Genomic DNA, 22,513 nt, shown 5'->3' on the forward strand with positions numbered 1-22,513 from the left:
TCAGGCGTCCTTGCGCTGTAGCACGACCGCGGCCGCGATCAGCCCGGCGACCACCCAGGCGACCATCACCCCGAGGCCGACCCACGGGGAGAGCGCGTGCGGTTGTCGCAGGACGGTGGAGAAGCTGGTTCCGGCACCGGTGGGCAGATAGGCATTGATATACGGGCCCCAACCGGAGAAGACCAGTCGCAGCAGTACCGGCAGCACCAGAATGACGCCGAGGGTAGCCACGAGTGCTCCCGGAGTGCTGCGCACGATCCAACCGAAGATGCTGCCGATCAACCCGACCAGCATCAGGTAGATACCGGTGCCGATGACGACCCGCAAGGTGGTGCTATCGGACAGGGAGAACGTCGCCCGGTGCCCGGAGAACACTGCCTGCGCGAGGTAGAAGGCGACCACCGACGCCGCGATCATCGCAGCGCCGACCACTGCGGCGAAGACCGCCGTCTTGGCGAACAGCACCGGCAGCCGCTTGGGCACTGCGGCCAGGGTGGAACGGATCATGCCCGAGCTGTAGTCACTGCTGACGACCAGGACGCCGAGGGAACCGATCAGCAACTGGCCGAGGTAATAGCCCTGCAGTGGCGCGGAGGCCACCAGGTCCTCGGGATCCTTGGCAACGCCTTTCTGGGTGTGGAAGGCGATGATCGTCGCGATCAGCACCATCCCGAGCATCGCCACGACCAATACGAGCACCGTGGAGCGCAGGCTGCGGAACTTCAACCACTCGGCGGCGATCGTGCCGCGCTGGGTCACCGGCCCGTCGACGCGACCAGCTACAGCGCGTCGCGCGGGTGCCGACTCGCGGACGGTTTCATCGGTCGTAGCGGTCATCAGGCGACCTCTCCATCGTGGTAGTCCAACGAATCGCGGGTCAGCGCGAGGTAGGCGTCTTCGAGCGAGCCGGCCTGGGGAGCCAGCTCCCACAGCACAATGGCCGAGTTCGAAGCGACGGTGCCGATCTGTTGACTGCTCAGGTCGGTCACATAGAGCGGAACGCCCTCCGTGGCAGCCGTGCCTAGGGTGACGGTCGCCCCAGCAGCGCGCAGTTGCCCGGCGAGTCGGTCCTGGTCGGCGCTCAAGACGCGCACCGAGTCGGCTGCTGCATCGCGGATGAAGTCGCTCATCGACTGGTCCCGCAACAGGCGTCCCTTGCCGACGACGATGACGTGATCTGCGGTAACGGCCATCTCACTCATCAGGTGTGAGGACAGGAACACGGTGCGACCCTCACCGGCAAGCCGGCGCAGTAGCGCACGGATCCAGCGGATGCCGTCCAGGTCCAGGCCGTTGACCGGTTCGTCGAGGATCAACGTCTGCGGGTCACCCAGCAACGCGGCCGCAACTCCGAGGCGCTGGCCCATCCCGAGCGAGAAGCCGGACACCCGTTTGCCGGCGACCTCGGTCAGACCGACCATGTCGAGCACCTGGTCGACGCGCGCTTTCCCGATCCCGCTGGTCAGGGCCAGCGCGAGCAGATGATTGCGCGCCGACCGGCCGGGATGCACGGCGCGCGCTTCCAGAAGCGCACCGACCTCGTGCAGCGGCGCCGAATGGGCGGCATACGACGCACCGTTGACCAGCACTTCACCGGACGTCGGACGGTCCAACCCCACCATCATCCGCATCGTGGTGGACTTGCCTGCCCCGTTCGGTCCGAGGAAGCCGGTCACCTTGCCGGGTTCGACGGTGAAGGTCAGGTCGTCGGTGGCGATTTTCTCGCCATACTTCTTGGTCAGTCCGCGCGCTTCGATCACATAGGAGACCTTTGCTCAATCTCTTGTGAGGACCTTGAGAGAATGGTCTGTCGATATCCTCGACCCATGATTTTCATCGTCGTCAAGTGGACCGTCCGCCCCGAATCAGCGCCGCGATGGTTGGAGATCGTCGAAGACTTCACCCTGGCGACCCGCTCCGAAGAGGGCAACCTCTTCTTCGAGTGGAGCCGCAGCGTCGACGACGACAACGTCTTCACCCTGGTCGAGGCGTTCAAGGACTCCGATGCCGGGGCGCATCATGTCGGCAGCGACCACTTCAAGAAGGCAACTGCGATGCTGGGCGAGCACGTCGCCACGACTCCAGAGATCGTCAGCACCGAAGTGCAGCAGGTCGGGTGGGGCGAGATGGGTGAGGTCAGCCCGTCAAGTAATTGAGCTGAATCCGCTCGGTCAGGATGTTCAGGTCGATGCGTTTGCTCAGCGAGAATTCCAGAGCAGACCGACGCGCCCCCGGTAACGGTGGTGGAGCGCTGTCGTGCTTGCACCCGCTCGGAGTGATTGTCGTGATCCGACCCTCACGATCAGGTCGGGTACGCCAGTCAGGGTGTTCCTTTCGATAGTTGCAGGCCTCACACAGTCCTTGCGCGTTCTCGTAGGAGGTCGCGCCGCCGGACGCGTGGGGAGTGACGTGATCGATCTGCCGGATCGGAGCGTCGCAGTATGGCGTGCAACAGGCCTGGTCACGGATGGCAATCAACTGCCGCAACTGACCGGTGAAGCATCTGTTCGAGGACTCCATCCGCACCAGCTCGCTTTCGCTCGGCGCGGTGAACAGACGGCGGATGGCGACTTCGGCAACGCCGCGCTCGTTCGCAGTGGCGTCGACGCCGGCGAGGCGGCGAGCCAGGCCGGCTGGAATCGGCCCGTACCCCTCGAGGTGCGCAGGCGCGGTCGCCCCGGTGAAGAGGATGGACGTGTCCATCACCAGATTGATCTGCACATCGAAGCCGTCGCGCGGATCACGGCCGGTCAGTCGTTTCACGAACAGATCAGCCGTCGCCTGAGCGCGGGACCGGCCGGTGCCGTCGTCGAGCGACGTCTCAGCATCCCGTCGAAGCGCCGTCATCGCAGCCATGGCATCTGCACACGGCAGCACCGCGGTGAGGGCCGCCATGCCGTCGGGCGCGGGTCGCAGTGAAACACGGCGCGCACCGACCGCCCGGACCCGCCGGGCTGCCATGGCGGCGGCATCAAGTTCGGCCGTCACGCCGACGACGAGCGCGTGCGCTCGAGCATCCGATTCCGAGGCGAGCTCGCCCTCGATTCGGCAGTCGATCTGCCCGCGCACCTGCGCGCTCGTGCATGCCGTCTCGCGGGCGACCACTGCTGCGCGCCGTTCGCTGATCTCGCCCCGGCGCAATGCCGCAAAGGTGAGTGGCAGGTCATCGGTCAATGCCCGCGCGAGCGCGAGGTGGCGCGCTCCACGGCGGGGTGACTCCCGGCGCGCCAGCGCGATCTCGCCGCTCACCGATCGAGTCGTGTCTGCCTGCTTCAGTCCGCGATCACGATCAGCGCCGCGCTGCGCGTCGTCGAGGTCGACAGTGAGCGTTACCTGCGCTGCGCAGAGCGCTCCTTTTACAGCTTCCAAGGCAGCAACCTGCTCGATGCGCGCACCTGCGCCAAGGTCCCCACCGACCTCCAGCAAACGCAGGATCCAGCCCCGAATCTCAGCACCGGACAACGGCACATCAGCGTGCGATGTGCCGCCTCGCTGGATTTCGAACATACTTACATATTACCAGTTCAAGTGCCGTAAGTGAAGGTCCTACGGATATCATCGGGCTGCTTCAAGCAGTCGCTGCAGTCGTCCGGTCATGGCCCTCAGACGGCGACGAGCAGACCACGACTGGCCATGGCGACCGTGCGGGCCAGAGCACCGGTCAGCAGCTGGCTCGCGATCCGCAGGCCGCGGACGTCCCACAGGGCCAGGGCGTTGTCCCATGCGACATCGCGTGCGGCACAGATGCTCCAGTTGTCGATGATGTTGGCGACGGCGGCTACATGCTGATCTACCACGACGACATCAGGTGGTTCGAAGGATTGGCGCACCGACTGCTCGGCGGCGGCCAGCAGCTCGTTGACCCTCTGGTAGTCCTCGTGCAGGCTGCCTGATCGTGGCTCGGTGTTCAGCTCGGTGCACGTTTCGACAACGGCCAGGGGCAGATCGTGGTTGATGTGCGCGTTCATTCCCGCAAGGGCGAACTGAACGGGCTCCAGCCCGTTCGCAGTACGAGCGGCCAGTAATGGCTGCCACGCCGCCGGGTACGCGTCCGGCGTGCCAGACAGTGTGTCGACGGCTTCGAAATACAGGTTGGCGAACACGACGTCCAGCCGGGACACGAACGAAGGGTTGACGAAGAAACCGGCCTTGACCCGCTGGTCGACGTCCTGGGTGACGCCGAGATACATCCGGTTGAAGCAGGCGACGCCGTCGCCTTCAGGCAGGCAGTCGTCGATCGCCTGCAGACGCGCGATGACCTCGTCGATTGTCGTGGCGGGAGGGGCCGGGGCGGGGACGACGAGGTCCATGCCGGTAAGGATATGGCCGGACCTACCCGCTCGGAAAGAGCCTGAGCCGGCAAACTCGCGTGCTCAGTCCTGGATGCGGCGCCACGGATGCGCGGCCTCGACCTGCAGGGCAAGTCGCAGGAGCACCGCCTCCGCCCCGTGCGTCGCGGTCACCATTGCGCCGATCGGCATCCCATCGGTGCTCGTGCCCACCGGCAGCGAGATCGCCGGCGCGCCCGTCGCGTTGTGCCAGGGGGTGAATGCACACAGGTCGATCAGTCTGCGGAAGTGCACCGCCGGGTCGACGTCGGCGCCGAGGTAGCCCAATGGGGGAGTCGTGCCCGACAGCACCGGCGACACAACGACGTCGGGGCCACCGCGCATCTGCCGCCGGGCTACGACGCTGGAGGCCAGCAGTCGGGGGATGAAGATCGGCGCCTTCATGAGTCGCTTCTTGCCTTCTGCTGCAAGGAACTTTGTCAGCGGTTCCAGCTTGCCCGGGTCGTAACCAGGCCCGAACGTCTTGGCTGTGCCGGTCGAGGCGAGGTAGGCAAGCAGCATCCAGTAGGAGGAGAAATCCTCCTTCAAAGTCGCCGGGATCTTCCAGTCGTACGGCTCGACATGGTGCCCGAGCGCCTCCAGTTGAAGGCCAAAAGCATTGATCGCTGCACGCGTTTCGTCATCCGTTCGGACGTCCGATGCCGGTGAGTTGATCAGCAGACCTATTCGCAACGGTCGCTGCTGCGCCCGATCGACCACGCCCATCGGCTTCAGCATGCGGTTGCGGTGCACCTTCTCGGCCGCGGCGAAGAACCCGGCCACATCACGCACCGATCGAGCCAGCACCGAGTTGCTGGTGATGTGGACGGGCAGGATCCTGTCGCCCGAGTCGATCCGCAGCCGACCACGCGTCGGCTTCAACCCGACCAACCCGCAGGCATGCGCGGGGATCCGGATCGACCCGCCGCCATCGTTGCCGTGCGCGATCGGCACCACGCCTGCCGCGACGTACGCCGCCGAGCCACCCGAGCTGCCACCCGAGGAATAGGAGGTGTCCCAGGGGTTGTGGGTGCGGTGGTCGAGCGTCTCAGTCGTGCAGGTCCAGCCGAACTCCGGCATCGTCGACGTGCCGATCGGAATGATCCCGGTGGCCAGGTACTGCGCCGCGACAGCCCCGTCCGTCGGGCGCGGCGCGGTACCGAACGCCCGCGAACCCTGCGTCATCGCCATCCCGCCGACCATGATGTTGTCCTTGAACAGCGACGGCACCCCCGCGAACGGACCGTCGCAAGAGGACGAACGGGTCGCTCTCGCGCGGGCCCGATCGAAGTCCGACCGATGCAGTCCGCTCAGCTTCTCCTCGACAGATGCACTGCGAGCGATCGCGGCCTCGACCGCTTCGCCGGCGCTGATGTCGCGCGCCGCGATGCGGGCGGCGACTCCCGTCGCGTCCGACTCCCCCAGCGCGTCGTCGGTGAAGGCATGCACACGGGTCGTCTGTTCCATGCAGCCACGTTAGGACGTTGCTGAGAGCACGACATCCGAGCCGCTCGCCTGCACCGTCAAAGCGTTCGCAGTCGGCTCGATCGAGGTGACGCGCTGACCGAACGGAAACGGCGCCGTTGATATTGCAAACGTGAACCGCTTGTTCACCAGATCCCGACTCACCCCGTCCAGCGCCGTCCCGGTGTCCAACTGGGTCGGAGTGATCTGCAACTCGCCGGATCCGGGCCGAACGACGGCGTCGGCCGAGAGCGCGACGGACTGTCCGAACAGATTCAGCTGCCCGGTCACTTTCAGCTCACCGGGCGGACCCGCCGAAACAGTGACGTCCTTGCCCTGGGATTTCAGGTAGGCATTGAGGTCGGCGTAGGTCAGCGTCACCACTTCGGCAGATTGATCGACCGCGATCCTTGACACTCTGCCGCTCAATACAGACTTCAGCGGTACCTGTACTCCACGTAGGTGAGCGGTCACGGTGGACAGATGCAACGGGCCCTGGTGCAGACCGTGCAGCGTGACATCGACATCGTCGTAGCGACCGCGCACCGCCTGCGCCAGAAAGAACCAGCCGCGTACCGCGACCGTAGGTTTGTCCTTCAGCTGCTGTGACTGCTGGATGGTGCCCGCAACCACGGACTGCGCAGCCGCTCGGGCGCCGGTATCGATAGCCCAACCGAGCAGGAGCAGCACGATCACGGTCACGATCAGCCGTCGTACCCGTACAGCTGTCAGCGTCCATCACCCCCGCAGAGTCGAAGCGCCCCGTCGGCGAACTGCTCGACGGTTGCCAGAAGGTCCGCCTGCACTGCCCAGCGGACCCATTCCAGGACAACCGCCGGCGCGCGCCCGACGAAGGTGTCGAGTTGCTCCGGCGGAAGGGTCAGCACCCGCCGACATACCCGCGCGTTGGGCACGAAATCGTCGGCCATCACGATCGCGAGCACCTCATCGACATCTCGGACCGCAACGAGGTTCAGCACCGACTCCATCTGCGGGCTGGCCGCGAAGGCAGCGGCATCGACCAGATAGAGGTGATCGATCCACCGCGCTCCGGCCGCCGACAGGCACGCGTTCACGGCCCGCTCATGCGTGCCGGTCACCCGGATGTCGTCGAGCGCAACCACCAGTTCACCGCGCACGTCTGCGTCCGACTCGACGAACATGCAGTCGTCCCGCAACGCAATATCGCGATCGGCCGGGCTCATCGCGGCATAGTCGCCCGGCGTCCTGCCCGACCGGTGGATCCGCAACGGCCGCACGTCCACACCGGGTGCGAGGTCGCTCAGCGCAGCGACGAACGGGCCCACCAGCGCGGCCGCAGCAGGGGGCACCTGCGCGTAACCCGACCCGGTCACCCACAGTCGTTCGCCACCGCTCAGCTGGTGATGTTCGGCGTACTGCGTCGCCAACCTGCGGGCGAAATCTGCTGCTGCAGAACCACTTCCGTGTTTGAAGCGACTGTATGCCGTGGCTCCCACGGCTACTGTGCTGTCCGGGCCGCCCACTGGAAGCCCCACGTCACCCACGCGCAACCTGGCCAACGCATAGCGGAAGTCGCCCAGCTGCCCGCGCAGGGTAGCCATTCCGGGCGCGTAAGCGTCGGCGAACGACGCGCCCGTCGCAAGTGCACCGTCATACATCGCGAGTAGCACCGGCTGTGGGCATCGCGTCACGAACTCAGCGAGGTCCGTGCTGGCGAGCGCGAACTTGAGGAAGCGGATGGTGAGGCAGAAGCGGTCTGCCTCGATGGCTGGCAGCAGGTCCAGCGGCGAGGTGACGGCAACATGGTTGAGGACCCGCTCCACGTGCGGCGCGGCAGCCAGCTCGGGCGAGCACACCGCGACATATGCGGGCAGGATCACCTTCGGGTTTGCGGCCCGGAGCACGTGCACAATCGTCTGCTCCGCGGCGCCGGTGACGCGTACGTCATCGACCACCACCACTGCGCACCCGATGAGCGACTCGCCCACCTCGAAGCCGATGCCGGCGAGCTCGGCCTGCCGCTGCCCGGCAGTGGCAGTCGCGTAATCCGTGGTCGTGACCGAGTCCTTGCGGACATGCAACAACCGGCCGGGAGCCAGGCCTCTGGAGACACGCTCGAGGTTGACAACAGAGAGCGCGGCTGCACTGAGGTACCAACAGGCAGGCGGGACCGCGAGATACGCGACAGGAAAGACAGGCACCGCGTCGGTGAGCACCACCGAGGCGTGCTCTGCCAGCAGCATCCGCCCCAGCCGCGAGCCGAACAACTCGATCGAGGCGCCGTCCCCGTGCTTCATCAACGAATACGCGACCGCTTCGAAATGATCATGCGGCGCGACCGAACGGACCCTCTCCGGCGTGCCGGTCAGCGTCCAGAGCGCACTTATCTGCACAACACCCTCATCCGGCGATGATCTCGCGCAAGCGGGCGGCCAACGCCATACCGTCGGGCGCCACCAGCAATGTCTGCAGGCCCGCGTCGGCCCCACCTTGAACGTCGGCCACCGGGTTGTCCCCGACGTGCAGAACCTGTGCGGCCGGCACACCGACGGCTCGGACTGCGATGTCGAAGATTTCGCGCGCTGGTTTGGCGGCGCCTACCTCGTTGGAGAAGACCATGGCCAGATCATCTACGTCGAAACCGGCCAGCCGCAGCAGATCGCGCATCAGGACTCCCGGCAACATCCCAGTGTTGCTGGTGAGAACTATCGGCATCCGACGGGCAGCCGCCGCTACCAGGGTGGGCAACTCTGGGGCGAGCGGCCGCGGAGGGTGGGCCATGGCCAGCGTCGTCTGCCGCGCCATCAGCTGCGCCGACCGGTCCGGCACGGTGTCGGACCGGACCGCGAGCCGCTGCAGTGCGAGGCAGACGCGCGCGTCGAAGCCGACGTCCAGGCCGGTTGTCATACAGGTCTCGTCGGCAGCACGGTCCGCGCCCCGCAGTGCGGTATCGAACTGGGCAGGGGTGACCCCGGGCGCAAACTCGGCGCGCAACAACTCGTTGCGCGCCGGTTTGAACGCCGGATCACTGCCGATCAAGGTGCCCCAGACGTCGAGGCTCAGCGCGTGAGGTGACGGGCTCAGATCGCTCCGAGGGCCAGCGGCACGAGCTCCTGGGCAACACGGCCCTGCCCCGGTGTGCCGATTGCCGTGAAGCTCCACCCGGAACCGGAGCGCGCGAGCTTGGCCATCACCATGGCGGTGTGCGGGCCGGTACCGGCCAGCTCGTAGCGCACCAGTTCGGTGTCACCGGCAGCGGAGTCGACAGCACGTACGACGGCGTTGTCGATCTCGGTGAAGTTCTCGCCGCTGTAGGAGTTGACGACGAAGACGATCTGCTCTACCGAGGAAGCCACCGCGGGCAGGTCCACGATGATCGACTCGTCATCACCGTCGCCGGCGCCGGAGCGGTTGTCACCGGTGTGCTGAATCGAACCGTCGCTGGAGCGCAACTTGCCGAAGTACACGATGTCGAGCACCTTGCCCGCGCCGATCAGAATTGCGGAGGCATCCAGGTCGATATCGCGCTGGACCTGCTTGCTGCCCCCGAAGAAGCCCTTCTTGGTGACTGTCTTGGCATCCCAGCCAAGGCCCATGCGCACCTTGGTGAGCGATCCGCCGTCGGACTTGGCCAGGTTGATCGACTGGCCCTTGTTGAGGCTGATGGTCATAATTTCGATGCTCCGTTCCCGGCGGCCGGTGCCGCAGGTTGGTCGGGGTTTTCGATGGTCTGGTCGTGCGGGGGTTCGGCATTCTTTTTGTTCTGCACGATGGACGTGACCCATGCGGCAACGATGAAAGCGATGCCCGTGCCACCGATGACCACCTCGCCCAGCTTGAATTTGATGGTGAGCAGCAGCATCACGGACAGGGCGCCGATCGCCCAGTGCGCGCCGTTCTCCAGATACTGGTATTCGGCGAGTGTGCCGTTTCGCACCAGATAGACGGTCAGCGAACGAACTGCGAGCGCGCCCACACCCAGGCCGAGCGCGATAATGATCGGGTCCGGGGTGATCGCGAATGCGCCGATCACGCCGTCGAAGGAGAAGGTCGCGTCGAGCACTTCCAGGAACAGGAACAGTGAGAACGCGGCCTTACCGGCCAGCAAAACTGCGCCTCGGGAATTGACCTCCCGCTGGGCGAACTCCTCGTCCTTGTGCGCCTCCTGGTCCTCCATCACCGAGGAGAGTCCGTTGACCGCGAGATAGAGCACGATGCCCATAACACCCGAGAAGAGCACGGTTGCCTTCTCGCCGCCGGTCGCGAGGAACTCCGAGGCCAGCAGCAGGCTGATCCCGGCCACGATGACCGACAACATGTCCAGTGCACCGATGCGTTGCAGCGCGCGCTCGATCGGTCCCAGCCAGTGCACTTCCTTCTCACTGTCGAACATGAAGTCCAGGAACAGTAGGAACAGGAACATCCCACCAAACGCGGCAATGGCCGGATGGGCCTGATCCAGGATGTAGCCGTAGGTGCCAGGGGTGTTGTGATCCCCGCGCTCCAGGGCCAGCCGGACAGCTTCCGCTGGCGAGATCTGCCCGGACACGCAGACGATCACGAAGGGGAAAACCAGCCGCATGCCGAAGACGGCGATCAGTACGCCGACCGTCAGGAACATCTTCTGCCAGAACTCGTTCATCTTTTCGAGGTATTTGGCGTTGACCGCCGCATTGTCGAACGAGAACACGATTTCCAGCACGATCAGGATCGCGGTCAGTGATAACGCATCGATCCCGCCGTAGAAGAAGGCGATGACGAGCACGATCGCAGCAACAATGAAGTCAATGCGAAAGTGTTTGAGCGTGGCCATGAGGTCCCTTCAGGACATATTTCGAGGAAGTCAGCTACCGCTGATGCCGAAGTCGGCGATCACGCCTGCCAAACCCGAAGAGTATCCCTGGGCGACAGCCCGGAACTTCCACTCGGCGCCGCTCTTGTACAGCTCGCCGAAGATCAGCGCCGTTTCGGTGGAGGCATCCTCGCCGAGGTCGAAGCGTGCGCCCTTCTCGGCATTGTTTGCATCGTCGGCGTCGAAGAAGCGGATATAGGCATCAGAAACCTGGCCGAAGTTCTGCGACCGTGCAGTGGCCTGGTCGATCGAAGCGAGGAAGACGATCTTCGCAACGTCCGGTGAGACGGCCGCCAGGTTGATGACGATCTGTTCGTCATCGCCAGAACCCGCGCCGTCGCGGTTGTCGCCCTGGTGGTTGACCGAGCCGTTGTCACCGGTCAGGTTGTTGTAGAAGACGAAGTCGGCGTCGGTACGGACTTTGCCGTCCTGCCCGCAGATCAACGCCGACGCGTCCAGGTCGAACGGCGCACCGTCAGTGGTGCGTGGATCCCAGCCCAGGCCGATCACCACGGTGGTCATACCGGGTGCTGCCTTGGCCAACGAAACGTTGCCGCCCTTGCTCAAGCTGACTGCCATGATCGCTCCTTCGTGTTGAGAATCGGTGATCTAGATCAGGGGTGTGGACGGGTCACGCCAGGTCAGTTCGGTATAACCGTATGCCCCACACACCTGTTGCAACGTCCCGGAAAAGGGATCAAGTTCCGCACGGAGCACTAAACGTCCTTGCACGACGTACGCCGTCAGTAGCGCCTGCGCACCGAGCGTGCGTGTTGTCGGCAGTGCAATTTCCATCCGAGAGCCCCCATAGGTGGTGACGACCAGCGTGCCACCGGGTAGCCGCGGCGTGACGCCCACAATCAGGAACCGGACAAACGAATGGATACGTCGCAGGTCCACCTCGACGCCCTGCCCGCCGCAGCGCACCAGCGGTCGACGCGGGTCCGGACCCTGCCGGTTGAGGGTGCCCAACACGATCGACTCGCCGTGCTGCACCGTCTGCAGTACGCACGCGAGGTCGAGGTGCTCCCCAACGCCCAGTGCCGGCGTGACCGTCAGCTTGCCGGCGGCGGACTGCATCCGAGTCAGATGGATGACGCGATGGCTTTCGTCGAGCACCCGTCGGTTGTGCTCGGCGATCGTCGGCAGCGCCAGGTCGTAGTACTGCTGCCGGGCGCGCCGAGGACCTGTGGGACGGGCGTGTGCAGGCCGACCCGGTGGTGTCGCTCTCGGGGGCTCAGAATTTGAGTCGCTGCTGCTGCCCAGATCCAGTGAGCTGGACGTCACCGGACGAGGCTCCGGCGGCTCCGTGACCGGCGGCGGGCTGGTCCCGAGATCCAGCCCGCCTCCGGATGGCGCGATGACCGGCGGGGTGGATGGCGCGGTGGTCGGCGCCGGTGGCTGTCCTCGTCCCGGTCGCCTCGACCTCCCCGCGAGAAAGTCAGCGACCGCCGACCCTCCCGCCGGGGAAGCGGCGGCGGCTGCTTCTGGCGTGGACGCGACCGGACGACTGCGGCGACGCAGGTACGTCAGGTCGGTGCGTGTTCTCACCGGCGTACATCCGTCACAGTGCGACGCCGAAGTCCTTGGCCACTCCCGCGAGTCCGGTGGAGTAACCGCTGCCCAGGGCCTTGAACTTCCACTCCGCACCACGCCGGTAGACCTGCCCGAGCGAGACAGCAGTCTCGCTGTCGAGCCCTTGGGACAGGTCGACGGTCTGCACCAGCAGCCCGCCACCGTCCTGATTGAGCACCCGCAGCGTGCAGCGGCGCAACTGGCCCAGAGTTCGGCGTCCCGCCACGCCCTCGTTGATGTAGACGATGACCACGATGCGGTCCACTTCGGGCGGGACGGCGCTCAGGTCGATCTCCAGTTGTTCATCGTCCTGCCCCATCAGCTCCTGCAACTGGACAGTGGACAGGTCGGCCGAGACGAGCTGGTTGAAGTAGACGACGTGGTCGTCGGAGAGTGCTTTGCCCCGCTCATCGCACAGAATCGTCAACAACGTGAGGGCGTCCGCGAGCACGTGCTCGGCGCCCGGGTCCCAGTCGATACCGATGACGATGCCACGCAGGCCGGGGATCTCCCGGGTCAACGACGCATTGGCCCCCTTGGGCAGTTCATTCACCATGACTGTCCCACCCTCACAGGTCCAGTTCCGAACCGCCGAATTTATCCTGTAGGAAACGCCCCTGCACCTGCAACGCCTGCAGGTCCCGGGCGTTACTGGCGTCGGCGACATCGCTGACACTGCTACGAAGGGTGGTCAGCTGCTCGACGATCGCGTCGGTGGCGGTGTGTACAGCAGCCTCATCCGCAGCGCGTACCGCGCCTATATAACTGCGGATCGACCCCGGCAGGTAGTCGGTCAGCACCGAGTGCAGCGCCACCCGGACACCAATGTCCAGGTTGTCCACTTCCGGTGATTCCAGCACGTCCGAAACCGTATCGGTCACAGCGCGCGCCAGCACGACCGCGATCGGCGGCAGATCGCCGGCGCTGGCGTTGACTTCCAGCACCAGAGCCTGAACCTGCTCGCGCAACGCGGGCACGGCATCATCGTCCCTGGTGACGGTGGTCGGACCTGCCGACGCGGCGGCATGCTGCTGATCCGGCTCGAACAGCCGGGAGAGCAGACCCACGACTCAGGAGCCGATCTGGCCCTGCTGGGGCGCGCTGCCGAGCTGGGCCGCGGTGGAGGCGTCCATACCCTGACTGCGCATCGAGCGTTCGAGGTAGGGCTTGGCGCGCTCGACCTGTCCCTGCAGCGCCGTGATCGTGGTGGCCATGTTGGCACTGGCCTGGCTTCTGAAGGTGTCGATCGCGTCCATCGTCTGGAAGACATTGTCGAAGGCTGCCTGCAGCTTGTCGATCTCGATGCCGCTGGAGGCTGCCTGCTGATTGATCTCGGCACCCTGCTGTTTCAGCTGCAGCGACGTGGATTCGATGAGGTTGGACGTCGTGGAGTTGAGCGAAGTGATCTGGTCCAGCACCAGCTTCTGCTGGGCGAGCGCCTGGGACACGATGATCGCAGTGCGCAGCGCCGCGACGGTAGTGGTCTGCGCGCGATCGACTCCGCGGATCAGCTCCTGGTTGTTTTTACGAACGAGGTCCAGCGCGAGGTAACCCTGCACCGATACGGCCATCTGGGTCATGATGTCCTGCCGCCGCTGGCGGACCGCGAACAGCACATCGGACTTCATGATGTCGGCGTCCTCGGTGTTGCCCTGTACCTGCAATTCGGCGATCTTCTGCTCGATGGCGCCGTCCAGCGCGGTCGCGAGCTGGTTGTATTCGCCCAGCTTCTGCATCGCCTGCCACATGTTGCCGCGCTCCATCTCGATGGAGGCGTTGTCCTTGCGCAACTCGTCCTGACCCGAGGCCAGCGAGCGGATGATCGCATCGATGTGAGCCTGCGCCGTCTGGTACTTGGCGAAATAGTTCTCGATCTTGCCGCCACCCGGCAGCCACTTCAGGACCTTCTTCATGCCCTTGAGGTCTGCGCGGTTCGGGTCGAGATCGGTGACGGTCTTGCGCAAGTCGATCAGCGTGGTGCTGACCTTGCCCTGCGGGCTCTTGTCGCCTACCTGCGCTGCAGGCCTCTGCAGCATCCGGTTGGAGACTTCGGAAGACCGTTTGATGTCCGAATCGCCCATCAGCACGATCGAGTTGACCTTCTCGGTGAACGCCGGCGCCTTCATATCCATCGACGTCAGGTCGGTCACGAATGCCTGCGCCTTGCGCTCGATCTCGGTCTGCGCCTCCGGGGCGACCTTGACCGCCTGAACGGCCTGCTGCTCCTGCACGACGGGTGTCGGCGCCGGTGCTTCCAACACCAGCGCGCCGGGCGCGGGTTGGGGTGCAGCACCTGTGGTGCTACCGGACTTGGTCAGATCCAACTCGGACATCTCATTGCCTCCTCGGCGCGACGGGCTCAGCTCCGTGTACGTGGCTTGTGACCCACTCTAGGTAAAGACGACTGGGGCCACACGTCGGTTCCGCGACACGCGCCCACGTCGGGCGCCCACGTCAGGTGCCGAGTCGCTGCTGCAGACACTCGTGCAGCAGCACTGCACCTGCGGTGGCGGCGTTCAGCGAGCTGGCTTGCCCGATCATCGGAATACTGACGATCGCGTCGCACTCCTGCCGCCACGCCTTTGCCAGGCCTCGGCTTTCGTTACCGATCACCAATATGGTCGGAATGGCGAAATCGACATCGCGCACGCCGAGGCTGCCTCCCTCATCGGTGCCGAACAGTTGCACGGGGGTACCGCTCTCACGCAGTTCGAGCAGCCACTGCACCAGCGGAATGGGTCCCTCGACGCGCACCATCGGCACGCAGAAGAGAGAGCCGGTGCTCGCGCGCACCGACTTGGGGTCATACGGGTCGGCTGCATGGCCGGTGACGACCAGACCTGCGCCTCCGAAGGCGTCAATCGAACGCAACAACGTGCCGATGTTCCCGGGGCCGCTCGGGCGATCGAAGACGACCAGCGGAGCGTGCGGGGCGGGAGCAACCCGCGCCAGATCGTCCGCAGGTATGGATACAACGGCCAGCATTTCCGCCTGACCCTGCTCCTTGTCAGTCAGCTCGGAGAAGAGCTCGGGCTCGACCTCGTAACGGGCACCGGGAGAGCCACTCCAGGCCTCCTGCGCCCACTGTGAGGGCCGCAGTCCACTGGGCCGGATCAACGCACTTGTCGGCCAGTCGTACTGCAACGCCAGGGTGATCGGCCGGACGCCTTGGACCACGAACTCGCCGGCACGGTGCCGTTTCGTGCGATTTCGTAGCAGGGTCTGCCAATGCTGGAAGGTCGCATTGCGAGCGCCGACCCTGATCGTTCGTTGTTCAGGATCGGCGCGCATGCGGTCACGCTATCTGGCCGAGTGGATCACATAAAGCGCGAGATGGCGACGGCTCCGTGGCCATCGGCGTGCAACTCGTGGCGAACTGTGCGCCACGGGTTTCGGCGGCTTAGTCGCGAGCTGCGTACCTGCTGGTCAAAACCGGACCAGCCGTCATTGGGGGTGCTGTCGTTGCGGTAGTCGGTGGGACGGAAGCGGTTCATCATGTGCTGCATGTTTCAATTATTCGTTTTCGAACTACTTACCACAAGTCGATTCATCTGACTGGACGTTAACTTCTACTAATGTGTTTTGAATCACGCGGCAACTGAAGCGGATTAGCCAGTGTTGCAACACTATTCGGTCTTCGATGACGGATTCGATCGCTGGACGCGAAAAAACCGCCGCTGCAGTGAGATCAAGCTCACTGCAGCGGCGGTTTTGACAGGTGTTGGCTCGCCGTTCAGCGTGAGGCGCGCGCTGCTGCGCCGGCGCCACGGCCCTGGTAGGCCCACGGACGGTTCATCCGGTCCATCTCCACGCTCGCGTTCTGAACTTCACGGTATGCATTGCGGATCCGGTGGGTCGATGTGGCTTTCACGGCTCTTTCACCATACGCCCAGGGGCGGTTCATCCGGTCCATCTCCACGCTCGCGTTCTGCACCTCGCGGAACGCACGGCGCAACGGGCCGACGTGGGAGGCAACGTGCTGGGTGTTCAGGTCCTGGGTAGTGGTGTGAGTGCTCATGGTTTGAGTCTGCCTCCTTTGACTGTGCAGCACAAGTTATGAAAAGTGATTTTCCTCATAGCGCTGCTGTACTATTGCCAGATGATCGACGTGCACCGCCTTCGCACCTTCCGCGCCGTGGTGGCCAGCGGCTCCGTACAGGCTGCGGCGGCCAACCTCGGCTTCACCTCTTCGGCCGTCAGCCAGCAGATCGCAGCACTGCAACGCGATACCGGCCTGCAGCTCTTCGAGAAGTCCGGGCGCGGCATCTCCGCGACCCCGACAGGACGGAGCCTGGCCGCCGAGAGTGACGAACTGATGCGGGAGCTGGCCCGTCTGGACGGCGTGGTGGACGATCTACGCGAAGGACGATCCGGCACCCTGATCATCACCTGTTTCGCCTCTGCCGGCGAGCAGTGGATGCCGGCCATCGCGCGCACACTGCAGCGGGAGTACCCGGACGTCCAGCTGACCGTCGACCTCAACGAATACGCCATCCAGGCCGGCCCGGCCCGCCCGGATATCGAGATTCGTAACGAGGTGCCCGATGACCCGCCCACCCGGATCGCCGGACACACCCGGTACGAGCTGACGCAGGAGCCCTACGTCGCGGTATTCGCTGTCGACAGCGTGCTGGCTGAGCAGGACGTCGTGCCGATGGCGTCGTTGGAGACACAGCGCTGGGTCGTGGACAACACCAACGACGCCGTGGGCAGTCGGATCGTGCGCGATGCCACCAGGGCCGCTGGATTCACCCCCCGGTATGCCGCCCAGACAGACGATCACCACACCTCCATCGCGTTCGCCGCGGCCGGGATCGGCGTCGCGGTGATCCCGCGTCTGGCGATCGGCGTACTGCCACCCGGAGTGGTCGCGCGGCCGATCGGCGAGCCCACGCCGCGCCGACGCATCGTCGTCTTCGTACGCGACAGCGTCAGTGGGCACCCGTCCGTGGTGCGCACCCTGGAACTACTGCGCGACGTCGCCGCCACTGCCTGAGCCGTTGCCAGGTGGAAGACGCAGCGGAGCACCGACGTATGTTCACCTGGTGAACACCATCCAGGCGATCTACGGCCATCAGCAGGACGGCGGGCAGCTCAACGACCAGGAAGTGGCTCGGGGTTACCCATGGCCGCCGACGGGTCGATGGGTCCGAGCGATGATGGTCACCACGCTCGACGGCGCTGCTGCGGGCGCCGATGGACTCAGTGGTTCGGTGTCCTCCGAGGCCGATCAGCAGGTATTCAGTGCTGTCCGTAGCTTCTGTGACGTAGTCCTCGTGGGCAGCGGCACCCTGCGGGCCGAGGAGTACGGCCCCATGCGCGCCGAACCCGAGCACGCGCAGCAGCGCGCATCCGATGGTCAACTTCAAGCCCCAGTCGTGGCCGTCGTCAGTGGATCGTTGAAATTACCCTGGGCGTTGCCGATCTGGACGCAGTCCACCCAGCGACTGCTGGTGATCACCGCGTCCGGTGCCGACGAGGATCGACTCGCCGAGGCAAAAAAGCACGCGGACGTCATCGTGCTGCCCGAAGTAACGCCTCAGTCCATCGTGGACGCGCTGGTCGGGCGCGGCCTGCGCAGGATCGTCTGTGAGGGTGGGCCGCAGCTGCTGCGCAATCTGGTGGAGGCCGACATGGTCGATGAAGCCGACATCACGCTCTCCCCGCTCTTCGCCGGCACCGGGACCTCACCGTCGACGACCTCCCTGCCCGATGTCGCGCGTTTCCGCCTGGTCCAGGTGCTGCAGGGCGACAGCACGTTGATGATGCGCTACCTCGCGCCGGGCCGATGATCACCCTCGCGGGCCTGGCACGCCTGGCCGCTGACCATGCGGACGATCTCGCGCGCACCGTTGCGCCACTGCGTATCGGCACGAAGACCTTCGACACCGACCGCGAACCCGTCGTGATGAGTGTCGTCAACCTCTCGCAGGACTCTGCGTATCGGGAGAGCGTGGCCGTCAGCACCGCATCAGCCGTGCGCAAGGCACGCGTACACGTCGCCCAAGGAGCCCACCTCGTCGATATCGGCGCGGAATCCACCATTGCGACAGCCGCGGCCGTCGATGATCAGGCCCAGCAGCGGCTGCTGCTGCCGGTGATCGAGCAGCTCGCCGACGACGGCATCGCTGTATCGGTCGAGACGTATGAGGTGCCGGTCGCCGCGGCCGCGCTGCAGGCCGGGGCCTGCGTGCTCAACCTGACCGGTTCGGGGAACGACGACGAGATGTTCGCCCTCGCCGCTGAACACCGGGCGACCGTGGTGCTGTGCCACCTGCTCGGACCGAACGCCCGCGACATCACTGACGCCGACATCAGTACCGACCTGCTGCCCCAGATGATCGAGCGTTTCGATCAGCGGGTCCATCGCGCGCGCGAAATCGGCGTCACCGATCTGGTGATCGACCCCGGCGTCGGATTCGGATACCGCCTCAACGATGCGGCGGCCCGGTCCCGATACCAGGCTGCGGCCCTCCTGCAGACGTTCCGGCTGCGGCGCCTGGGTCTGCCGATCTGCCACGCGCTACCGCACGCCTTCGACACCTTCGAGGAGCAGTTCCGCAGTGCGGAGGGCTTCTTCGCCGTGCTGGCGCAACTGGGCCAGACCGGCGTCTACCGCACCCACGAAGTGCCCCTGGTCTGTGCTGTCCTGGATGCGATGAGCACCTTCGACACCGAGGCCTGAGCGAAGCGCGCCACCGGTGGTTGCATCTTTTGGTGAGGGTGCGGCTATTGCATGCCCCTCACCAAAAGGTGCGGCCCCTGGCGCAGCGGGGTTGGGTCAGCGGTCGTCCTGCTTGAGGGCGGTGTCAATGGTCAGGGCCGCCGCGACGCAGAGCGAGCGCAACGGGTCGGGCACGTCCTGGTGGATGTGCACCACGTAGTTGTCCGCAGTGGTGAACATCGTGGTCAGCAGGCCCTCCCACGTCTTGGTGACCCGCGCGACCTCGATCCCGGCGGTGTCCTTGAGCGCGAAGTTCCAGGCCCGCCAGTTCTCAGCGCTCAGTGAGCCGACCTCCATACCGTCGGCCTGCAACCCGAAGCGGATCTTGCCGAAGACATTCTGCTGCGCGAGCCGACCGATCTCCCGGCCGTCCGGGGCCTGCACGATGATGGTCGATTTCATCACCTTCGCCGGTCGGGTCAGGCGTAGCAGCACATTGCCGCCGTTGTCGCGCACCTCCAGGCGGTGGGTGAGGAACTGGTCGTAGCTGGTCAACAACCGGACGGCCTTCTTCATACCGCTCTGCCCGACCTCGACCACGGCGCCGAGCTGCGAACCATCCTGGGCGTAGACGGCGTATTCGTTGGTGACCTCGATGATCTTGCGCTTCTGGGAGACGATCAGTACCGGTTCGGTGAAGACATTGCGGCCGTGAGCAGCCTGTCGGCCATCGGTGGGGCCGCTGGTGTGACCGCCGTAGGTCTGGTCGCCGTATCCCTGTGCGATCGAGTCATTGAATCGCTGAACGCGACTCTCGCCGGGGTAGGAGTCCTGCTGCTGCGACTGTGCTTTCGCCGCGTACGGGTCGTGCTGCGCCTGTCGTGGTTGTTGCTGCTGGCGCTGAGCCTGCTGGGCGTACGGATCGTGCTGCGCTTGTTGTGGTTGCTGGCGCTGACCCTGCGGCTGAGGCAATTGCGCTGCCGGACGTGCCGGGGCTTGCCGCTGTTGCTGCGGCTGTTGCTGCGGCTGGCCGGGGTATCCACGCGGGGCGTCCGACACCGACGAGGCGGGCTGCTGCTTGGGCTGGGTCTGATCGGTCCAACCCGCACCGTCCCACCACCTCACCCGTGAGGGGTCGAGGTTGTCGGGGTACCAACCGGGCGGCGTCGCGTTCGTCATCGGGCCATCCTAGATTTGGACATGTTGAGCGGGGCGTATTTGCCCCGCTCAACATGTCCAAATCGTGAGAAAAGAGATTCGGGTCAGGCGGCGCGCTCGCTCTGCTCCATGGCGGTAATGCGCGACGGCAGTGCGGTCGGCGCGACCGGCTTGCGACGGCTTGGGAACTTCACCTTGGCAGCGATGTGGTTGGGCAGCGACAGACGGATGACCTTCATCCACGCCGAGCCGACCTGCTTGGGCAGCGGACCGCTCAGGTACTGCAGGCCGTAGCGCGCACAGATGTCGCGCACCGTTACCGAAATCTCGGCGTACCTGTTGCTCGGCAGGTCCGGGAAGAGGTGGTGTTCGATCTGGTAACTCAGGTTGCCGGTGGCGATGTGCATGGCCTTGGAGCCGCTGATGTTGGCCGAGCCGATCATCTGGCGCAGGTACCAGTCACCGCGGGTCTCGCCCTCGATAGAGGTCTTGGTGAAGGTCTCGACACCCTCGGGGAAGTGACCGCACATGATGACCGAGTGGGTCCAGATGTTGCGGCCCAGGTTGGACAATGCGTTCGCTGCCAGCGTCGAGCCCCAGGAGCCGAACGGCGCCGCGAGCAGCGGGTGGATGACGTAGTCACGGGTGACCTGGTTACGGACCTTGACACCCACCTTGTCCAGATCGCGCTTGAAGACGGCCTTGTCCTTACGGCCCTTCATGTACTTACCGAGCTCCAGGTCGTACGCCGCGATGCCGTACTCGAAGAAGCACGCGTTCAGCGCATTCCACAGCGGCTGACCGAGGTAGAACGGCATCCACCGCTGGTCTTCGTCCACGCGCATGATGCCGTAACCGAGATCGTTGTCGCGGCCGAGCACGTTGGTGTAGGTGTGGTGCAACTCGTTGTGCGAGTGCTTCCACAGGTCCGAAGGGCTCGCGTTGTCCCACTCCCAGGTCGTGGAGTGAATCTTCGGGTCGCGCAACCAGTCCCACTGACCGTGCATGACGTTGTGCCCGATCTCCATGTTCTCCAGGATCTTCGACACGGTCAGTCCGGCGGTGCCGAGCCAGAAGGCCGGCTTGTACTTACTGAAGAGCAGCACCCCGCGGGCGCCCATTTCCAGTTTGCGCTGCACGTCGATCGTGCGGCGGATGTAGGCCGCATCTGCTGCGCCGCGGGACTCGATGATCTGCGCGCGCAGGGCGTCCAGCTCTTCGCCCAGGCTCTCGATGTCAGAGCGGGTGAGGTGCTCGACGGGGTTGTGGTCCTTCTTCTGCAAGGCAGTCATCAGGTGGTCCTTCCGGTGGAAATGGTCTGGTTGAAGTCGTTTTAGAGAACGAGGTCGCAGCGCCCGGCTGCGGCCGAGATACAGGTCTGGATCAGGATTCCGTCGCCGGGGGTGGCGGTCGTGACTTCGCCGGTCCGCAGGTCCCGTACGGCGCCTTCACGCATCGGCAGCACGCAGCCGTAACAGATACCCATCCGGCAACCGGACGGCATCAGCACACCGGCTTCTTCGCCGATGTCCAGGATCGGGCGAGCGCCGTCGCAGTCGATCTCGCGGTCGGCGTTCGTGAAATAGACCGTGCCACCCTCACCAGGTTCGGCCAAGGCGGGGCGGAAGCGTTCGGTGTGCAACCGGTGCGCGTGACCGGCTGACTCCCAGTGCCCTTCGAGCATCTCGAGCATGCCGGCGGGGCCGCACGCCCAGGTCTCGCGCTCGCGCCAGTCGGGCACGAGGGCGTCGAGTTCGTCGGTGTCGAGCAGTCCGTGCTCGTCCGTGTGCCGCTCCAGCAAGCTGATCCGGCCGTCGTCGCCGAGGCTGCGTAGCTCGTCGGCGAAGATCACGTCTTCGGGGCGCGGGGCGGAGTGCAGCATCACCACGTCGTCGAGATCCTGCACTGCATGTCGCAGGATGCCCATCACGGGGGTGATGCCGCTACCACCGGTCAGCAGCAGGATCTTGGCGGGCAGCACCTCGGGCAGCACGAACGCGCCGTCGGCCTGTTCCATCTGGACGATCTGACCGACCTGCAACGAGCTGAGCAGATGCGTGCTGACCGCGCCGCCGGAGATGGCTTTGATGGTGATCGCGATGCGGCCGTCCGTGCGCGGGCCGGAGGTCACGGAGTACGCACGCCACATCCGGACGCCGTCGATGTCGACGCCGATGCGGATGTACTGACCGGGCACGTGGCCGCGCCAGGTGCGACCGGGCTGCAGCACCACAGTGGCCGCATCGTCGGTCTCGGAGATGATGTCCGTGACCCGCGCCCGCAACACCGTGGTCGTGCGCAGCGGGTCGAAGAGGTCCACGTAGTCCTCGGGCAGCAGCGGCGTCGTTGCCGCCCGAAGGAACCCGATGGCTCGCGAGCGCCAGAGGGACGGGGCGACAGTTTCGCGCCCATCGTCCATGGGCCGGTCGCCGGAGAGAAGTTCCATACTTACATGATGGACCGCCCAACCGGACAGTTTCTTGTCTGCAC

Annotated in this window: 25 protein-coding genes; 4 read left to right on the top strand and 21 right to left on the bottom strand. The window is 65.3% G+C overall.

The window, feature by feature from the left end; translation table 11 throughout:
* Both V3G39_01705 and V3G39_01710 read right to left on the bottom strand, forming a co-directional pair.
* Window positions 1-837 (bottom strand): hypothetical protein, encoded by an 837-nt coding sequence (locus V3G39_01705; protein XAS76776.1) that lies wholly within the window; start codon window positions 835-837, stop codon window positions 1-3.
* Window positions 837-1,760, bottom strand: a complete 924-nt coding sequence (locus V3G39_01710) for an ABC transporter ATP-binding protein (GenBank protein XAS76777.1) — start codon at window positions 1,758-1,760, stop codon at window positions 837-839. Before V3G39_01710 ends, V3G39_01705 begins: the two co-directional genes overlap by 1 nt.
* Window positions 1,761-1,826: 66 nt before the next feature.
* Here V3G39_01710 and V3G39_01715 point away from each other — a divergent pair, with 66 nt between their 5' ends.
* On the top strand, window positions 1,827-2,156 hold the full coding sequence (locus tag V3G39_01715; protein XAS76778.1) for a putative quinol monooxygenase: 330 nt from the start codon (window positions 1,827-1,829) through the stop codon (window positions 2,154-2,156).
* On the opposite strand, the gene V3G39_01720 is transcribed toward V3G39_01715, so the two are convergent.
* From V3G39_01720 to V3G39_01795, 16 genes are all read right to left on the bottom strand, one after another.
* Window positions 2,137-3,507, bottom strand: a complete 1,371-nt coding sequence (locus V3G39_01720) for a DUF222 domain-containing protein (GenBank protein XAS76779.1) — start codon at window positions 3,505-3,507, stop codon at window positions 2,137-2,139. The genes V3G39_01715 and V3G39_01720 overlap by 20 nt on opposite strands.
* 95 nt (window positions 3,508-3,602) lie before the next feature.
* Window positions 3,603-4,310, bottom strand: a complete 708-nt coding sequence (locus V3G39_01725; GenBank protein ID XAS76780.1) for a DUF5995 family protein — start codon at window positions 4,308-4,310, stop codon at window positions 3,603-3,605.
* Window positions 4,311-4,373: 63 nt separating this feature from the next.
* Window positions 4,374-5,795 carry an amidase gene (locus tag V3G39_01730; GenBank protein ID XAS76781.1) on the bottom strand — a complete coding sequence of 474 codons (1,422 nt, stop codon included), beginning with the start codon at window positions 5,793-5,795 and terminating at the stop codon, window positions 4,374-4,376.
* 9 nt (window positions 5,796-5,804) lie between these two features.
* Entirely contained in the window at window positions 5,805-6,494 is a 690-nt protein-coding gene (locus V3G39_01735) for a DUF2993 domain-containing protein (GenBank protein XAS76782.1), read from the bottom strand.
* Window positions 6,495-6,520: 26 nt separating this feature from the next.
* A complete protein-coding gene (locus V3G39_01740) occupies window positions 6,521-8,167 on the bottom strand; it encodes a phosphoribosyltransferase family protein (protein ID XAS76783.1) in 1,647 nt (548 codons plus the stop codon).
* A gap of 7 nt (window positions 8,168-8,174) precedes the next feature.
* Window positions 8,175-8,936 carry an HAD family hydrolase gene (locus V3G39_01745; protein XAS76784.1) on the bottom strand — a complete coding sequence of 254 codons (762 nt, stop codon included), beginning with the start codon at window positions 8,934-8,936 and terminating at the stop codon, window positions 8,175-8,177.
* The gene (locus V3G39_01750) at window positions 8,855-9,445 is read right to left on the bottom strand and encodes a TerD family protein (GenBank protein ID XAS76785.1); all 591 of its coding nucleotides are present in this window, start codon (window positions 9,443-9,445) and stop codon (window positions 8,855-8,857) included. The genes V3G39_01745 and V3G39_01750 overlap by 82 nt, the downstream gene beginning before the upstream one ends.
* Window positions 9,442-10,587, bottom strand: coding sequence for a DUF475 domain-containing protein (locus V3G39_01755; protein ID XAS76786.1), 1,146 nt, complete (start codon window positions 10,585-10,587; stop codon window positions 9,442-9,444). Before V3G39_01755 ends, V3G39_01750 begins: the two co-directional genes overlap by 4 nt.
* Before the next feature lie 30 nt (window positions 10,588-10,617).
* Entirely contained in the window at window positions 10,618-11,205 is a 588-nt protein-coding gene (locus V3G39_01760; GenBank protein ID XAS76787.1) for a TerD family protein, read from the bottom strand.
* A 30-nt stretch (window positions 11,206-11,235) separates the two neighbouring features.
* Window positions 11,236-11,913, bottom strand: coding sequence for a hypothetical protein (locus tag V3G39_01765; protein XAS76788.1), 678 nt, complete (start codon window positions 11,911-11,913; stop codon window positions 11,236-11,238).
* A gap of 277 nt (window positions 11,914-12,190) precedes the next feature.
* A complete protein-coding gene (locus V3G39_01770; GenBank protein ID XAS76789.1) occupies window positions 12,191-12,757 on the bottom strand; it encodes a TerD family protein in 567 nt (188 codons plus the stop codon).
* A 13-nt stretch (window positions 12,758-12,770) separates the two neighbouring features.
* The gene (locus V3G39_01775) at window positions 12,771-13,268 is read right to left on the bottom strand and encodes a hypothetical protein (GenBank protein XAS76790.1); all 498 of its coding nucleotides are present in this window, start codon (window positions 13,266-13,268) and stop codon (window positions 12,771-12,773) included.
* A 3-nt stretch (window positions 13,269-13,271) separates the two neighbouring features.
* Complete coding sequence (locus tag V3G39_01780) at window positions 13,272-14,534, bottom strand: toxic anion resistance protein (GenBank protein XAS76791.1); 1,263 nt, start codon at window positions 14,532-14,534, stop codon at window positions 13,272-13,274.
* 121 nt (window positions 14,535-14,655) lie between these two features.
* Entirely contained in the window at window positions 14,656-15,492 is an 837-nt protein-coding gene (locus V3G39_01785) for a TrmH family RNA methyltransferase (GenBank protein XAS76792.1), read from the bottom strand.
* 26 nt (window positions 15,493-15,518) lie between these two features.
* Window positions 15,519-15,707 carry a hypothetical protein gene (locus tag V3G39_01790; protein XAS76793.1) on the bottom strand — a complete coding sequence of 63 codons (189 nt, stop codon included), beginning with the start codon at window positions 15,705-15,707 and terminating at the stop codon, window positions 15,519-15,521.
* Between the two features lie 227 nt (window positions 15,708-15,934).
* A complete protein-coding gene (locus V3G39_01795) occupies window positions 15,935-16,219 on the bottom strand; it encodes a hypothetical protein (protein ID XAS76794.1) in 285 nt (94 codons plus the stop codon).
* Between the two features lie 81 nt (window positions 16,220-16,300).
* Here V3G39_01795 and V3G39_01800 point away from each other — a divergent pair, with 81 nt between their 5' ends.
* The 3 genes from V3G39_01800 to V3G39_01810 are packed head-to-tail and all read left to right on the top strand — an operon-like array spanning window position 16,301 to window position 18,886.
* Window positions 16,301-17,197, top strand: coding sequence for a LysR family transcriptional regulator (locus V3G39_01800; protein ID XAS76795.1), 897 nt, complete (start codon window positions 16,301-16,303; stop codon window positions 17,195-17,197).
* Window positions 17,198-17,246: 49 nt separating this feature from the next.
* Window positions 17,247-17,993: a dihydrofolate reductase family protein gene (locus tag V3G39_01805; protein XAS76796.1), complete on the top strand. Its 747-nt coding sequence runs from the start codon at window positions 17,247-17,249 to the stop codon at window positions 17,991-17,993.
* Window positions 17,990-18,886: a dihydropteroate synthase gene (locus V3G39_01810; protein XAS76797.1), complete on the top strand. Its 897-nt coding sequence runs from the start codon at window positions 17,990-17,992 to the stop codon at window positions 18,884-18,886. Before V3G39_01805 ends, V3G39_01810 begins: the two co-directional genes overlap by 4 nt.
* A gap of 96 nt (window positions 18,887-18,982) precedes the next feature.
* Here the strand turns inward: V3G39_01810 and V3G39_01815 are convergent, their stop codons facing one another.
* From V3G39_01815 to V3G39_01825, 3 genes are all read right to left on the bottom strand, one after another.
* Complete coding sequence (locus tag V3G39_01815; GenBank protein ID XAS76798.1) at window positions 18,983-20,044, bottom strand: phospholipid scramblase-related protein; 1,062 nt, start codon at window positions 20,042-20,044, stop codon at window positions 18,983-18,985.
* Window positions 20,045-20,127: 83 nt separating this feature from the next.
* Window positions 20,128-21,315 carry an acyl-CoA desaturase gene (locus V3G39_01820; GenBank protein ID XAS76799.1) on the bottom strand — a complete coding sequence of 396 codons (1,188 nt, stop codon included), beginning with the start codon at window positions 21,313-21,315 and terminating at the stop codon, window positions 20,128-20,130.
* A gap of 41 nt (window positions 21,316-21,356) precedes the next feature.
* A complete protein-coding gene (locus V3G39_01825) occupies window positions 21,357-22,469 on the bottom strand; it encodes a ferredoxin reductase (protein ID XAS76800.1) in 1,113 nt (370 codons plus the stop codon).
* Window positions 22,470-22,513: the final 44 nt, after the last annotated feature.

Source organism: Dermatophilaceae bacterium Sec6.4 (assembly GCA_039636865.1).
GTDB lineage: Bacteria > Actinomycetota > Actinomycetes > Actinomycetales > Dermatophilaceae > Allobranchiibius.